This window comes from Pseudobacillus wudalianchiensis (assembly GCF_001685015.1).
GTDB lineage: Bacteria > Bacillota > Bacilli > Bacillales > Domibacillaceae > Pseudobacillus > Pseudobacillus wudalianchiensis.
Map to the genome: position 1 here is coordinate 357,971 of NZ_MAYT01000027.1, position 15,376 is coordinate 373,346.

Sequence of the window (15,376 nt, forward strand, 5' to 3'; positions counted from 1 at the left end):
TTTGTAATTTTTAATTTTCTTTTCCTCATATAACGAGTTTTTCATAAAATAATACCTCAACTAAAATAATATCTATGCCTATATCCTTTTTAACAATTTCCCTTGTCTTATCTATTAATTCACCTTTTACATTGCTTAAAAACAATTGAGAATCATCTATTTCGTCATAATGTTCGATTATTAGGTCATTAATCAACAAATTTATTGATTCAATAGAATCTTGATAAAGCAAATCTGACACATCAAGCTCTTTCATATAGTGCGCTTTCAACCTACTAATTAGTATATTAATCTTAATGTCAGGAATATTATGGTTGCTTAAAAATTCCTTAATCAATGTATAATTCTTCTCGTCAACCCTAGAGCCCTGTCCCACTTGACTTTTTAATTTCGAAAAAACCTCGGAAGATATTCCTTTTTTCTCCTGGAGAGACTTATAACTTATTGGTATCTCTATAGTTTGTTTGCTTTTTCTTCTAACATTTTCAATTATATCTCTTAAAATCTTGTTACTATTAGAGGCAAAGATATCTGTGTCCCTCAACATTTCAAAAAATTCTCCAGCAACCACCTTTTCGTAGTTATCCAACGATAAATCCCCATTATATAGAAACGTATTTTGTACGAATTTATCAAAAACTTCATCAAAGTTTTCTACTTCTTCAAATTCATTCAGTATAAAACTTTTTATCTTAATATATAGTTCTGGTTCTTCCTTTTCTAATTCTTTTTTATCTTCAACACAAGCTTGCCAACGTCTTACTTCTTCATTCATTCCGACATTTGATACAAAGTGACAAGCAGAACATTCAGACTGAAAATTTAAAAAATTGTAGAATATAAATCCCAGAAAAGAATGTTTAGTTCCTCCATCTCTTTTTTTGTAAGTTCGAAATAACCTAGGGAAAGTCCATTCTTTAAATTGAGATGTTGTTTTTATTTGATAAAAATCTGCACAAGAAGGTTCCATAGAATGTTCCGTTTTAGCCATATCATCGTGGAATTCACAGAAAATATAAAATTCAGAGCCTTTCATAAATTCATTTATCATATGGTATACTATCCAATGAACTTGATATTCAAATCTATTGTAGCTTTCAGAACCAGCCTTTTCTCTTAATGCAGAGCTTGTAAGTTTTATAACCATTTGTTTCCCCCTAAGTGACTTAAAAATCAAACTAGTCATACTATACAAATTAACGTAAACTTCAACGAAGTTACAGTGAACATAAGAATGAATTTTAAGACAAATTACTTCCTCATTATTATAAAGACCTCTAGTAACTCTTTGGATATAAACTTCTCTTAATTAGATCTCATTACTTACTATCATTAATATCATACTCTTTCTCAGTTTCTATCAAAACACAAAAACATATCCATATACCCATTATACCGAAACGATTTTAGGTATATTGTCGTTACCTGTCGAATGTTGGATATAGAATTTCAAATCGATTTATAGAATAATAGAAGAGAATATTTTTCACATTTAGACATCTAGAAAGGGAGAATGTAAATGGGGAATTTATTTAAAGGTTGTCTGGGCTGTTTGGGCCTGATTATTTTGTTATTACTCGTTATTGGTGGCTGCACTGCCTATTTCGGTGCAAAAGAATATAACAAGACGGAGGAATCTGTTACCGAAGCGCCTGCAGAAAAGGCTCCTAATAGTGAGGACAATGAAACAGTCAGTGGAAAAGAAGAGACAGCAAGTGAAGAAAAAGAGGCAGCAGAAAAAGGAAGCTGGTTATCCAAAATTCAAGAAGTAGCCGCTTCAAATAAATCGAAAACCGAAAAGTTTGATGAAGTCAGCTTGTATGCTCAAGACTACAACGCTAGTGATAGTGAGCGTACAGAGTTTGAGAATTATATCGTTAATGAATACAAAAACGGTAAGTATCTAGCAGATATAGAAAATGACGAGTATATGTTGACGAATATCTTTAAAGCTGAAGTTGTTGATACTTATCACGATCACCGAGGACAAGACAATACACCGATCGCCCTCTTCGCTTTCGATTTTTGGCAGAACACAAAGTATACGTATCGAGGCGTTGATGATGTGAATAGCCATGAGGTTAAAGCCAATGAGGAACAGATGGATAAGGCTTTGGCCAAGATGTATTGAATAAAGCATCTTCTATTACTCACTATCTCATCGTTAATGCCAATATACCGCAGCGTGATCGCTGGAGCTGAATGGCCAAAGATTTGCTGCAGAATTACCACGCCTTTCGAATGATGATAAAATGGAAACCATTAAAGAATAGAACACCAAAAGAACCCATATAATATGGGCTCTTTTAGTGTTTATTTACTTTGTTGCTTGCGTTCCAGGCAGACCATCCGTATAGGCGAATGAGGAATCTACATTTTTGCTTGAAGATGTTTTCACTGCTGTAAAATCAAATGAGGCTTTTGTTTTAGCTTTCAGGTCTTTAATGATCATCGTTCCTTTTTTACCGGCTAATGATAGATTTGTGTGGTTGATCACGAGAGCTTTACGGTCAGCTGTAAGAGAATAAGAAGCAGGATCAAACTCTACTACAATTCCATTGCTATATTGAACATTGAATTGCAGCCAAACCATTACATCTTCTGCTATATATTCTTTCGGATATTCTTTCGGCACTGCTTCAGTCAAATTAACTTTCGTTTGAGTAGCAGAAATTACTTGTACATTTGCAACCCATGGAATATAAAAAGTTTCTTTTCCCACTACAAAGAAAAACGTTTTATATAGCAAATTGGCAAATTCACCACGGGTAATATTTAGGTTTGTGCCGTATGATGAATGAGTCTTACCTGATGTAACACCTGTTCCATATAGAGCTTCAATATAAGGCTTGAAGACACCACCAACATCTGTGAATGGAGTTTGCTTTGCATATTTCTCTAGTTCATATGTTTTTACAAGAAGTTTAGCCATGGCGCCACGGCTTAAGGTCTCCCCTGGCTTAAATTCGGTTTTCGTTACACCAGAAATTATGCCAACCTTAGCAAGAGCATTGACAGATCCCTTTACACGGACATTTAAATCTTTAAAACCTGCATCAGGCGCGTTTTCTGTATCGAGCATGAGCATATTAGCTAAAACAACAGCCGCATCACCTCTCGTTAACGTTTGATTTGTACCAAATCTTGTTGCTGAAGTACCGTTGATTACATCTAATTCATATAAAAAGCTAATTGCGTCCTCGTATTGCCTTCCTACATCCGTAAATGAGTGATTCGACGCTGCGCTCACTGGAACTGCTAAACTAGAAATGGTTGCTGTGGCAGCTGTCACAGCCGTAAATAGCGAATATTTGTTCAATGGATTATCTCCTATTCTTCAATTCTTAGAATGATTCTATCATACTCCATTTTATAGGTAAATATTTACAAATAGAAGATTTATAGAACTCTACCTATAACATTTAAATTACGTTGGATTAAAAGTTCACCATAACCCTTATTAACAGCAACTGAAAAACACTTTATTTTGAAAAAAGATTGGTCAAAATAAAGTGTTTTTCAAATTACTCTTGTAATTATTGATTAATTTTAATAAACTCTCTTGCGTTAAAACACCCCGTTATTTGAACAAAGGGGTATTCAACTAATCTGAATTAGAACCTCCTGGTAAAGAAACTAAACAAAACCCCTCGTCCCCTAGTAACTGCCGACCCTCAAAATAATTACTATCATGGAACAACTCAAGATAAATTCTATCTTCCAACTCCACAACTAAATCAGATATTTTTTCAAAAAGACCATGTTATAAATTCGATGCAGGATTATTGACATTTTCTATTTTGCTTACCACTTCTACACTTATATCCACACGTTTAACAATTAATGCCATGACTAAAACGATAATATTAATTTGCAATTTTTTCCGTTTCCTGTTATGATAAAAAAGAATTATTTTTGTTCGGTGTAAAGGATAGTATGAATATCGACTTTTCGTCTTGATGATACTTTGAGCAGGGATAGTAATATAACGTGTGGTAACGCACTAGGAGGCAACAAAAATGGAACAAGGTACAGTTAAATGGTTTAATGCAGAAAAAGGTTTTGGCTTTATCGAACGTGCAAATGGAGACGATGTATTCGTACACTTCTCTGCAATCCAAAGTGACGGATTCAAATCTTTAGACGAAGGTCAAAAAGTAACGTTTGACGTTGAGCAAGGTCCTCGTGGAGCTCAAGCTGCTAACGTTCAAAAAGTTGCTTAATCTTAAATCGATTATAAAAACAGGCTCTTTATATAGAGCCTGTTTTTTTTATGCCCTTATAATACTCAATAAAAAACCCTACTCAACGTTCGAGTAGGGAGATGGTACAGGTAATAGAAAAAGATTTAAAGCTTCAAAGGTTGTTTACAGTATAACATACTGGATTGACAATATGCGGAACATATAAAAGTTATTTATTTTTTTCGAATACAACTACATTTTATTCTTTCTTTTTTCACTAACCTGCCCCGTCTTAAAGAAAAAATCCTGAAAAGCTGGATATTTAATCAACCTTTAATTTAAATAATCGGACTTTATTTTCAATGATACAATTGCTGAAAGCATAAGCGTATTTAAAGCTTTTCAGTTAGAAACTCTAGTCCTTTCCTTGATTAACACAATCTCACGTTATCGGCAATAAAAAAGATCTCAACTGGAAGATACTTTTTGCTGCCTGTTCAGTAAGACGCCTGTTACTTTAAAAGGATATTCTTTAAGGTTTCTGCATTATTTTTATCTAATGTCCCATAGCCCTCTTTTTCATTGTTACTTATAATTGTTACAGTATTATTCTCTTGATTAAACCAAATCCAATATTCGAATAGTCTTTCTGGCATATTATTATCATATTCGAAAAATAAAGTTGCTTTTACATCTTCTTTTTTAGCCATTTTAGGCTCTATATTCGGCTCCCATTTAACTTTTTTAAATAATTTTTTTAAATTATCTACCGTTTCCTTGTCTGTGATCATCACAGTTTCTCCATAACTCTCATCTGTTTTTACAACTTGAACATCTACTCTAGTAAGCTGATTTAAATTAACTTTTTCAGGATTGTTATTAATACATCCTATCAATAACAAGGAAATTAAACTGACAAAAAAGTAAATACACTGCTTTTTCAGCGAAATCCCTCCTTTAGACCATTTACCGTTATATTATCAATAATATAAAATAACCGTCTCTACTCGATTACACTGCACGTTAACACAGATAGCTACTGCCTTTGTTGAGCAATCGCGTCCGATTACAGAAGTACGTTCAAAATTTTATTAAACTAATATTTAGAAGCTATGAGGTATTTTAGGAGCTTCCCTTCCAATTCAACGATTAAAACATCTTCTCTTTCCTCGGCTGAAAAAAATTTTGCACATAAAGTTACTGGCCGGCTCAGATAGATCGTGCACTTCTTCTCTGTTGTATGTTTCTTATTGTGTGAGTATTCTAACCAACTAACTTTCCTCCTTTATAAACTTTTATCACAGCCACCAGGTCAATATACTGATTATAGTTGCTTGTTTCATGTGTTCTTGTCGTTATTTGACGAATGAAGAATATAGAATTTTAGATTAGTTTGTAGGATAATAAAGGAAATTGTTTTTAACCTCTACACGCCGTGGCGTGTCTTTATTTTTGCTTAGCCACTGGTTCTTTTTTCTTGTATCTTATCTACTATTAACAAAGGAGCAACTCTTATGTTTAACAGAAAATCGAAATTACTTAAACCTATCGCTGCCGTTGCCCTCTCTTTATCATTGCTTGGCAGCTCATTCACACCTTTTGCCACACAAGAAAGCAACTATGCTCAAGCAGCCGCACCTACGACAGCTGTTACTTCAAAGGTTACTGAAGTAGTTGATGGTGATACCATTAAGGTCACTTATAAAGGAAAAAAAGAAACTATCCGTATGATTTTAGTGGATACACCTGAAACAAAAGATCCGAAAAAATGTGTTCAGTTATTCGGAAAAGAAGCTTCTGATTTCACAAAGAAAAGCCTTCAAGGAAAGAACGTAAAGGTTGAGCTTGGTGTTCAAACTCGTGACAAATATGGCCGTATCCTTGCTTATATTTATCTAGATGACAAAATGTTTAACAAGACATTATTAGAAAAAGGATTAGCCCGTGTTGCGATCTATCCGCCAAACACTCAATATTTAGAAGAGTTACAAGCAGCAGAAGCAACAGCAAAACAGAAAAAGCTTGGCATCTGGTCTAATACGAATGCAACGAATGGTGGTTGTGCACCAAAAACGTCCGCTCCTGTGAAGCCAAAGCCTGCACCAACAAAACCTGCTCCACCGGCTCCAAAACCAAAGCCAGCTCCAGCTCCTAAGCCAGCTCCAGCTCCTAAGCCAGCACCTAAAAAAGAATCATTTAAAAACTGTACAGAGCTTAGAAAGAAATATCCAAAAGGTGTTGCTAAGGGACACCCTGCATATGATTCGAAGCATGATCGCGATAAAGACGGTTGGGCTTGTGAAAGATAAGAAGCAATAATTAAATGTGATTTGATTGGAGGTACATGCGATGGAAATGATTTTAATGGTGGGCTTATTGCTGTTATTATTTTCAATCCTATATTTAATATTTCACTTTATTCGAAAACTGTTTAAAAAAGATAAATTTTTATCTAAAAAACTATTTTATTCTACTTTTTTATGCGGAGTTATTCTTCTGGTTGTCGGATCATTTATCTATGACAATAGTAAAGCAAATCTACTTAATGAAGAAGTCGCAAAAAGCACCGAACTTTCGCAACAAGTAACAAAATTAAAAACAGAGATTAAAACGCTAGAGAAAAAAGTGTCTACTCTTGAAAAGACAAAGAAAGCGCTAGAAACAAAAAATGCTGATTTAAAAGCAAAGGAAACAGCTACTCTCACTGAAAAAGAGTCTTTATCTCAGCAAATCACTGAGTTGGAAAGTAAAGTATCAACTCTTACAAAAGAAAAACAAACAATCGCAACCGAACGTGACAAATTAAGTGAAGAAGTCGCCAGCCTAAACTCTGCTGCAAGTTCTTCAGAAGAATCACAGAATAGTTTTGTTGATTATGGTTCTTCTGAAAGTGAGTATTATGGCAACTGTACAGAGGCTAGAGCTGCAGGTGCTGCTCCTGTCCGAGTGGGAGATCCGGGCTATGGGCGCCACCTTGATAGAGATGGTGATGGAGTTGGTTGTGAGTAATAACTAAACTTGTATAAAACCTCGTCTTTTCCAGGACGAGGTTTTATTGTAAACTTATAGGGAACGTGTGTTTGTAATATGATGTTGAGGTGAAGTCAATGGCCTATTCAACAAGATTGGAGGATTACATTTTTTCTTTATATCAATCCATTCACATCTACGAACCTGAACAACTAAGTATTGAACTTATTGCAAGTCGACTAGGTGTAGATGTGGAATACATAGGCGGTGTCAGTAAAACTATTCATATGTCGGGAACTCCTCTTATCCTTATCAACCGGCACTTAACTCCAGAAGCCCAATGGCAAGATTTCGGCCACGAATTAGGGCATTTATTGCGACATTGCGGCAATCAAATGTGCCTCCCTCTTTCCTTTATCGAATTACAAGAGTGGCAGGCTAATAACTTTGCTCTACACTTTTGTATTCCTACTTTTATGATGGAACGATTAGAGTTCCCTTGGCGGAAACAAGAACTGATTTACTTATTGGCACGAACTTTTACTGTTGAATTTTCTTTCGCTGCTCATCGTCTAGAGAGATGGCTGCAACAAAAAAAAAATTTGTATTTTTGGCAAGCTATGGCCGAAGCTCAAGAACACTATTTGTAGCCACATGCTAATGGAATGATACATAAGCAAACGGAATGATAGTAATAAAGGAGTGAGAACATGGCGAGTATCACAAAACGCGGAAAAAATTCTTTTCGCCTTATGATTGAACTTGGTTACGACGGAAAAGGAAAAAGGATACGGAAAACAAAAACAATTCGAATAGAGGATGAATCCCTTCTCAAAAAGAAAAAGAAATTACACGACTTTCTTCAAGCAGAACTATATAAATTTCAGGCAGAGGTTGAATCTGGAGAGTATATAGCTCCTGAAAAGATGTACTTTGCCGACTTTATAGAAGAATGGAAAGAGAAAAAAGGAAAGAAAAGATTAGGGATCAAAACATTAACCGAACGATTAAACCTTATAAGGAACCATATTATCCCCTATTTTCAGGATAGGAAAATTGATCAAATTAACCCTATGCAAATTGTTACTTTCTATGATGTTTTATCTAGAGATGGTGCTCGAAAAGATGGCAAACCAGGTGGCCTCTCCCCTAATACCATTTATGAGATAGACAAGACGTTAAGAAATATCTTTTCGACTGCTAAAGAGTGGCGAGTCATTAAGGATAATCCAATGAAGGAAATTGAACGGCCACCAACCCAGAAGACAGAAATGAGTTTCCTTGACCAAGATCAAGCTTCTCAATTAATCATATGGTTATATGAAAATCTCTCCCCTACCTGGCGAATGATTTTCCTGACCGCTTTAATCGGTGGACTTAGACGCGGCGAAGTAGTCCCCTTGGAGCTCACTGATATTATTTGGGAACGAAATGCTCTATCCATTAATAAAAGTGTCATTTCTGTAAATGGGAAAGCAACACTTAAGGAAACAAAGACAGGACGATCCGATGAATTGACTATGCCAGAATGGTATATGGACGAAATTAGAGATTATGTAGACAATTGGGAAAAAGAACGTGAACTCATTAATGATCAATGGAAAGGCGGAAACCATCAATACCTATTTCACAACGGGGTTGGAGAAAGATTTCATCCCCAGACGATTACTCAAAAATGGTGGAAAATCAGAAAAGAGCATGGCTTTAATATCCGACTTCATGATTTGCGCCATACTATGGTAACCTTACTGATTGAAGAAGGTGTAAATATGCGAATTATTCAGGAAAGAGCTAGACACTCTTCCTCACGAGTGACGAATGACATTTATGGCCACGTTAGCCAAAAGGCTGCTCAAAGTGCAGCGGACAAATTCGAGCGTTTTTCTCCTGAAAACTTATCAATTCTTTCAAATGGTCACCAATTGGTCACCAACTCGAAAAAACCATAAATTTGGAAATACCATAAACGTTGATATATCAAGGTTTATCGGGCAAATAAAAACGGGGCAAAGGTGATTTTATTCACCCCGCCCCGAAGGATTACCTATTCAAGTTATGTTTTATTATCTCTCTAGAAATGTGATTGTGTCAAGGTTTTTAATGTTTTGATTATGATTAATTTGGAATGAAAAAGAAGGTTTTTGATGAATTTGGTCCCCAATTGGTCCCCATCGTCCCCAATAGAATAGAACAATTTCCCTTTACGTATTTATTGCTAGTGGCACTATTTCAAATGACTCTTCCAATTGATGTGCCGCTAGTTCAACTAACGATCCATCTTCTAAGACAAGAAAAAGTATTACCCCTTCTACTGGCTCGGAATACTTTAGAAAAAGGCCCGTTTTTTTACATCGAAGATTTATATCGTTCTCAAATAGAAAGTTGTCTAACTCTTCAAAGTCCCTAATACTATTCAATGACATTGATAGCCTCTCCTTTGTATGATATACAGAACTAATTCTCTATATAAAAGGAAATACCTTCCTACTTGTCCTTTTTATCCTGCTGCTAAAATGATAATATATACTCACATCAAGAAAGGAGGAATAAAATGAAAAAATATCTCAAATTATTTATATCTATAGTTTTTCTGTTGGTGGGATTTTCAGTCTTTAATCAACCAGCTGAAGCAGCGAAAAATCCTATTAATCCAAAACAGAGCCGGGTCACATACACATTAAAAGATGCCAATGGTGTAGCATATAAAGTATATTTTGCTGGGGTAAGAGAGAAAAAAGCACGTGCATCATATGATCATGAATGGGCTCATGTTTGGGCCGGCGCTGCCGAAGGAGATTTGCTTTACAAAGGGGACTATACACTTTATACACAAAAAGCAGGCACAAGTCAGATTAAAAAGTCTAGCTATTATTTTAAAAACTACATATTGAATGCTACAAGAAAAACGGTTCATATGTACCCTTCTAAATATAAAGGACAACCAGATATTTTGGCGGTGAGCGAGCCTGGAAGCTCAAATTTAGAAATGGCTAACTGGTACTATATAAAAAATGGCGTTCTAGTACACATTACTGAGATAGACTACACCGAACGTGCACAAATATTGAAGAAGAATCAGTTTCTAACCGCTTTTTATGATAACTCGGATGGAAAATGGTATTTTAGCGGTATGAACTTTAATCCAACGAAAAATACATTTGAAACATTTACTCCAGTTTATAAAAATCCAAATGCCGTCATAAGAAACTGGAAAAAACACTGGCAATAAAAAATAAGGCCACTCTATGTGAGTGGCCTTATTTATTAACTAATTATTTCGATCTAACAATTCTTTTTTTAGAGCACGAACTTGTTTGAGAATATCTTCTTTCTCGTCTTTCAAGCATTCCAGCTTCAATTTCCCATTCTCTTCTTCAATTAAAAGGATGTCTCCTTCTTTAACATCAAAAGGAAATGTCTCAAGAGGAACTAATTCCTCCATTAATTCATCTTCACGATATAGCAGTTTTGCTACCCCTTTTTCAATTGAATCGATTGTATACTTTCCAGTTCTCATGATCTTTCACAAGCCCATCCATCATTGTCACGGTCGTGTTTAGGTTCATATGCTGGATGGCCTCTCTTAACTCCATCCGGATATACCTTTCTCATTTCCGTACAATTTTGAAACTTTGTCGGAGTCGGGGCTGGTGTTGGAGTTGGAGCTGGTTCCGGCGTCGGTTTTGGTGCCGGAGCTGGTTTTGGCGCTGGAGCCGGGTTCTGAACAAGGACTGGTGGAACTTGCTTCATAAAAACATAGCTGCCATCTGTCCAAGTTTGAATTTGACCATTCGGTGTTGAGACAATATGTGCTCCGATATTTTTTAAACGATTCACAACAGCGGATGTTGGGTGACCATATTGATTGTTTGCCCCATAGGACAAAATACCATAATCCGGTTTAACTTCATTTACCAGTGCTTGAGATGTTCCTGTATCTGATCCATGATGAGAAGCTTTTAAAACCTCCGCATCCAGGTCGTACTTATCCACTAATGAGGCTTCTACTTTTGCATCTGCATCACCTGTGAGAAGATAATCAGACTCTCCATAACTAACCATTAATACTATTGAACCTTCATTTGAATCACTTGCATTGCTGTTCACATGAAGCACTTTCACAGCAACACTAGAATCTAATGTAATGTTTTGTCCTACTTGTGCAATCTTAAATGACGCACCAGTTGCTTTTACAGAGTTTAAATAATCAAGGTAGATTTGAGTTGTATGATCCTGTCCAGAATCTACAACATTATTAACCTTATAATTTTTAATAATATAATCTGCTCCGCCAATATGATCAGCATCTGGGTGTGTAGCTACGAACGTATCAATCGCTGAAACGTTAAGTGAAGCTAATTCTCTTTTCACGTCAGCATCAGAACGACCAGCATCGACTAGCATTGCTTTCCCATTAGGAAATTTAATAAGAATTGCATCCCCTTGTCCAACATTTAAAAAATTAACTTTAAGAGTTGGACGCTTTGTACTGTCGAGGAACATTGGGTTTAACGAACGTGACATAAATGCCGCAAACTGGCCACGCGTTACGGCAAGATTAGGACGGTATGTATTATCAGGATATCCCTCTGTAATACTAGCCGCAATAATTTTACCGATAAATGGATAGGCAGCTGAACTTTTTGAGACATCTTTAAAATTGACTACAGCTGAATCATTGAGTTTAAAAGCACGTGCCAAGAAGATAGCTAATTGACCACGGGTTACTGTTTCATTTGGACGATAAGTCCCATCTTGAAAGCCTGTTATAATTCCGGCTTTTACTGCAGAAGCAATATAACCAGAAGCAACGCTAGTTGGATCAACGTCTGAAAAGGTTGTTGAACGTTTTGTACCATCAAGTTTAAGTGTTCGTCCAATCATAATAGCCGCCTGTGCACGAGTCACCTTATCATCAGGACCAAACCTTCCATCTGAATAACCTGAAATGATACTTTTCCCTGTTAGATAGTTAATCTCATTAAAAAACCGGTAATTCACTGCTACATCTTTAAAAGATGCTGCACTTGCATTTGGTATGAAAACACTCAATGCAAGTAAAAAGCTTAATAGAAATACAACACACTTTTTCAAATTATTTCCCCCTCTCTTAATAACTGTTTGATTATAGCATAATCTGCCATATTAAAATCAGGAAAATATTACCACAAAAAAACCAACTATTCTATCTAAGAAATAGGCCCCTATCCACAAAGGAAAGGGGCTTTATTTGTATTCAAACTCTGTTAACTCTTAATATTCTCTGCAACATATCTTAGATAATCTTTTGTAGGTAAAACTTTCAATTTATGAAATTTTTTCTAGCAGATGGAAAGTTTTTGATGATATAGTTATTATGCACCAATCTTATAGAACTACACCCAAGGGAGAGGACAAGGAAATGAAGAAGAAAATGCTTGGAAAAATTGCAGTAGGCACATTAGCATTTAGTTTGTTTGGATCAGGCGTCTATGCCGGAACTGTTGTCAAGTCTTACAAGACTCCACGCGGAGATATGGCAACCGTAGAAAAAGAGGAAGTACATAAAAATCGTATCGCATTAGAAGTTGACGGTAAAAAGGTGAAAAAGAGCACTTTGTATTTAAATGGGACAACCTATGTACCATTGAGAGATACAGCCGAAATGTTAGGTGCAGAAGTTAATTATGACTCTAAAATCATGGCTGCCAAAATTAAAAGCAGTTCACCCCATAATGAACAAAAAATCATCAAAAAAAGCGAATTGCCCTACACTATTACTTCTATAAATCAGGATTATAGTTTTTATATGGTAGTTACAATTGAATCAATTGAAGAAGTAAACGATAAAACAGTTGCTCGAATTAAAGTTACTAATAAATCTCCGAAAAATTATTCTTTTTACTTCGATGAGTCACATTGGACCTTATATGCAGATAATAAAAATTTAGGCGGTACAGACTTTGATGATTATTTAAAAACAGTTTCGTACGTTTCTTCTGGAGGAATGCCCGCTAATAAAACAATGGAAGGAAATATAACTTTCCCGAAAATTCCTGCTGGCACAAAATCAGTTATGATTAGATTTAACCCAGGGTATGTTCAAGCTGTAGACTTACATTTTGACTTAAACTCTTAAACTATAAAAAGCTCCTCTCTCTGAGCTGCCCCCTAAATGTTAGACACAAATTAACATTTGTGGGGCAGCTCATTAAGGACAAGGGTTATTCTTTTTATTTAGTTCGCTTAATGAAACTTCGGTTTGATTAATTAATTTATTGGTATCTAACATTTCATTTTCGTTATTGACCTTGGAAAATTCTGTTATACTTTACTAAGTAGTTATTGAGAGAAACAACCTTAGTAAGGGTCAAAGGAGCGAAACTAAATGAAAAAAACTAAACATGTTTTGGCAATGACAGTAATAGCAGGAGCCGTATTCACTTCAAGTATTCCTCTATCTCCTACTCATGCCGAAGAAGCAGAATTACCACCGCTGTATAACGATGTTAAGTTTTTACCTTTCATCGATGTACCGTCGAATTCAAGGTATGTAGATGCTGTATACTTCATTTATACTAGTGGGATTGCTCGAGGTCTGTCTTCTACTTACTTCGGTGTTCATGAAAAGGTCAAAAGAGTAGATGCGGCTGTTTTATTAGGACATTTCACAGACATTGACATTACTTATCCGAACCCAAAGAAGGCTCCATTTAAAGATGTGCCTCAACGTGCAATTAAGACTATATCTGCTCTTCATGAAGCAGGCATTATAAATGGTAAAACGCCAACTCAATTCGGCTCGCATTTGAATATAACAAGGGGAGAAGCAGCTATTCTTTTATCTAAGGCATTTGATGAGTCTTTGTCAGCACCTAAAGAATCCAAGTTCTTAAACATTCCTCTTGATGACGGATATCAGCCAGTAGAGAAGTCCGATAAGTTTATCGATGTAACAGGAAGATATGTAGAACCCGTTCAACGTTTATTTAACGCAGGGGTAGTTCAAGGAAAAACAGAATCAAAATTCGGTGTCCACGATCCTATAACTAGAGGCGAGCTGGCAATTATGCTTTATAAAATTTATCAGCTTGAATCTAAACCAGCACCTAAGCCGCCAGAAACGCCTGTATTAGATTTGCCTTCAACTCAGGAAGGATTATCTATCAGTGTTGACAAGCAGTCTTATAGCACATCTGATAAAGAAGCAATTGTTGAGATTACTAATAAAGGTAAGTCAACTTACTATTTTGGTAGCAAATTTACAGTAGAAAAGAAAGTTGAAGGTAAGTGGAAAGAAGTTCCGTATAGCGAAGATATAGCATTTCCAGCGATAATTAATGAACTCGCTCCAGAGAAGACATATAGACAAGGAATCACCTTTAGTACCTTCGAATCAAAAATTGACAAAGGTCAATATCGTGTGGTTCAATCTTTCAGTAAAGAGATAGGAAAGAAAGATTTTACTTTGGCAATCCCATTTGAAATAATTGAATAAGTTGGTAAACGATCTAATTATAAATGACTGAGTTCTCTTATATTTAATAAAAATATAATCTAAGTAAAAAACAAAAGCCCCATCTGTGAAGGACAGAGCTCTTATTTTTCTATTTATTCACTTTACTAGCCCGATACAACATTGCCCAGGCTTCTTCTCTTGTCACTGGACGTTGTGGGTAGGTTCCGTCGGATATACTGTTTGCTTTCACCCATTCCTGAGCTTCCTTGAAATTTTGTGAAGCAGCATCTCTTTCATATTGTTTATCCACTAGTATTTCCCCTTTCGTCTTATTTGCCATTTGAGTAGGTTTAGAAGAAATAACTCCCAGGAATTTCGCGATCCCATCTGCGATTGCCTGGAAAAAATTATTAAAGAATCCGATGTCTTTTAATTTCTTTACATCGGCTGCTGAATCCACAAATAAGCATTCTAGTAGAATCGCCGGCGCTTTTGTACCCTTTCATACGCGGACATCAGGACGAATTTTAATTCCTCTATCTTTTACAAGAACTTCGGCAATCTCCGCATGAATAACATTTCCAGCTTTATTTGGTGAATATACGAGTGTTTCGTAATCTGTACCTCCACCAGCGTTTAAATGAATGCTGACAAATAAATAGGCGTTTTCTCTATTTGAAATAGCACATCGGGCATTCAAGTCCTTACTTTTATTTGGATCAGGCGCGTTATCTGATTGTGCGCCTATAAATCACCTTAATACCGACCGGCAGGCGTTTTGCTA

17 protein-coding genes are annotated in these 15,376 nt (G+C 35.8%); 9 read left to right on the forward strand and 8 right to left on the reverse strand.

All coding sequences use genetic code 11. From position 1 onward, the window contains the following. Positions 1–25: 25 nt before the first annotated feature. Positions 26–1,147: a dsDNA nuclease domain-containing protein gene (locus tag A8F95_RS14945; RefSeq protein ID WP_065411230.1), complete on the reverse strand. Its 1,122-nt coding sequence runs from the start codon at positions 1,145–1,147 to the stop codon at positions 26–28. 372 nt (positions 1,148–1,519) lie between these two features. Between A8F95_RS14945 and A8F95_RS14950 the strand changes: the two genes are divergently transcribed. After that, entirely contained in the window at positions 1,520–2,131 is a 612-nt protein-coding gene (locus A8F95_RS14950) for a hypothetical protein (protein WP_065411231.1), read from the forward strand. Between the two features lie 186 nt (positions 2,132–2,317). Here the strand turns inward: A8F95_RS14950 and A8F95_RS14955 are convergent, their stop codons facing one another. Then, the gene (locus A8F95_RS14955; RefSeq protein ID WP_065411232.1) at positions 2,318–3,319 is read right to left on the reverse strand and encodes an S-layer homology domain-containing protein; all 1,002 of its coding nucleotides are present in this window, start codon (positions 3,317–3,319) and stop codon (positions 2,318–2,320) included. A 700-nt stretch (positions 3,320–4,019) separates the two neighbouring features. On the opposite strand from A8F95_RS14955, the gene cspC reads away from it, so the two are divergent. Next, complete coding sequence (cspC, locus tag A8F95_RS14960; RefSeq protein ID WP_065411233.1) at positions 4,020–4,223, forward strand: cold shock protein CspC; 204 nt, start codon at positions 4,020–4,022, stop codon at positions 4,221–4,223. A 473-nt stretch (positions 4,224–4,696) separates the two neighbouring features. Here the strand turns inward: cspC and A8F95_RS21760 are convergent, their stop codons facing one another. Beyond that, entirely contained in the window at positions 4,697–5,086 is a 390-nt protein-coding gene (locus A8F95_RS21760; RefSeq protein ID WP_245671359.1) for a YhfM domain-containing protein, read from the reverse strand. 612 nt (positions 5,087–5,698) lie between these two features. On the opposite strand from A8F95_RS21760, the gene A8F95_RS14970 reads away from it, so the two are divergent. The 4 genes from A8F95_RS14970 (at position 5,699) to A8F95_RS14985 (ending at position 9,103) form a co-directional block, all read left to right on the forward strand. Then, the gene (locus tag A8F95_RS14970) at positions 5,699–6,493 is read left to right on the forward strand and encodes a thermonuclease family protein (RefSeq protein ID WP_077247393.1); all 795 of its coding nucleotides are present in this window, start codon (positions 5,699–5,701) and stop codon (positions 6,491–6,493) included. Positions 6,494–6,533: 40 nt separating this feature from the next. Continuing rightward, positions 6,534–7,193, forward strand: a complete 660-nt coding sequence (locus A8F95_RS22840) for an excalibur calcium-binding domain-containing protein (protein ID WP_065411236.1) — start codon at positions 6,534–6,536, stop codon at positions 7,191–7,193. Between the two features lie 98 nt (positions 7,194–7,291). Beyond that, positions 7,292–7,804, forward strand: a complete 513-nt coding sequence (locus A8F95_RS14980; RefSeq protein ID WP_065411237.1) for an ImmA/IrrE family metallo-endopeptidase — start codon at positions 7,292–7,294, stop codon at positions 7,802–7,804. A 60-nt stretch (positions 7,805–7,864) separates the two neighbouring features. Further along, a complete protein-coding gene (locus A8F95_RS14985; RefSeq protein WP_065411238.1) occupies positions 7,865–9,103 on the forward strand; it encodes a tyrosine-type recombinase/integrase in 1,239 nt (412 codons plus the stop codon). 252 nt (positions 9,104–9,355) lie between these two features. On the opposite strand, the gene A8F95_RS14990 is transcribed toward A8F95_RS14985, so the two are convergent. Further along, a complete protein-coding gene (locus A8F95_RS14990) occupies positions 9,356–9,577 on the reverse strand; it encodes a hypothetical protein (protein ID WP_065411239.1) in 222 nt (73 codons plus the stop codon). A gap of 128 nt (positions 9,578–9,705) precedes the next feature. On the opposite strand from A8F95_RS14990, the gene A8F95_RS14995 reads away from it, so the two are divergent. Beyond that, positions 9,706–10,383 carry a hypothetical protein gene (locus A8F95_RS14995; RefSeq protein ID WP_065411240.1) on the forward strand — a complete coding sequence of 226 codons (678 nt, stop codon included), beginning with the start codon at positions 9,706–9,708 and terminating at the stop codon, positions 10,381–10,383. 39 nt (positions 10,384–10,422) lie between these two features. Here the strand turns inward: A8F95_RS14995 and A8F95_RS15000 are convergent, their stop codons facing one another. After that, positions 10,423–10,671 carry a DUF3006 family protein gene (locus A8F95_RS15000; RefSeq protein ID WP_065411241.1) on the reverse strand — a complete coding sequence of 83 codons (249 nt, stop codon included), beginning with the start codon at positions 10,669–10,671 and terminating at the stop codon, positions 10,423–10,425. Further along, on the reverse strand, positions 10,668–12,248 hold the full coding sequence (locus A8F95_RS15005; RefSeq protein WP_065411242.1) for an S-layer homology domain-containing protein: 1,581 nt from the start codon (positions 12,246–12,248) through the stop codon (positions 10,668–10,670). Before A8F95_RS15005 ends, A8F95_RS15000 begins: the two co-directional genes overlap by 4 nt. A gap of 307 nt (positions 12,249–12,555) precedes the next feature. Here A8F95_RS15005 and A8F95_RS15010 point away from each other — a divergent pair, with 307 nt between their 5' ends. Then, positions 12,556–13,272: a stalk domain-containing protein gene (locus A8F95_RS15010; RefSeq protein ID WP_065411243.1), complete on the forward strand. Its 717-nt coding sequence runs from the start codon at positions 12,556–12,558 to the stop codon at positions 13,270–13,272. A gap of 249 nt (positions 13,273–13,521) precedes the next feature. Beyond that, positions 13,522–14,631 carry an S-layer homology domain-containing protein gene (locus tag A8F95_RS15015; RefSeq protein WP_065411244.1) on the forward strand — a complete coding sequence of 370 codons (1,110 nt, stop codon included), beginning with the start codon at positions 13,522–13,524 and terminating at the stop codon, positions 14,629–14,631. 109 nt (positions 14,632–14,740) lie between these two features. Here the strand turns inward: A8F95_RS15015 and A8F95_RS23330 are convergent, their stop codons facing one another. Then, a complete protein-coding gene (locus A8F95_RS23330; RefSeq protein ID WP_065411245.1) occupies positions 14,741–15,052 on the reverse strand; it encodes a hypothetical protein in 312 nt (103 codons plus the stop codon). A 42-nt stretch (positions 15,053–15,094) separates the two neighbouring features. Next, entirely contained in the window at positions 15,095–15,292 is a 198-nt protein-coding gene (locus A8F95_RS23335) for an N-acetylmuramoyl-L-alanine amidase CwlD (protein WP_065411246.1), read from the reverse strand. Positions 15,293–15,376 lie beyond the last annotated feature (84 nt).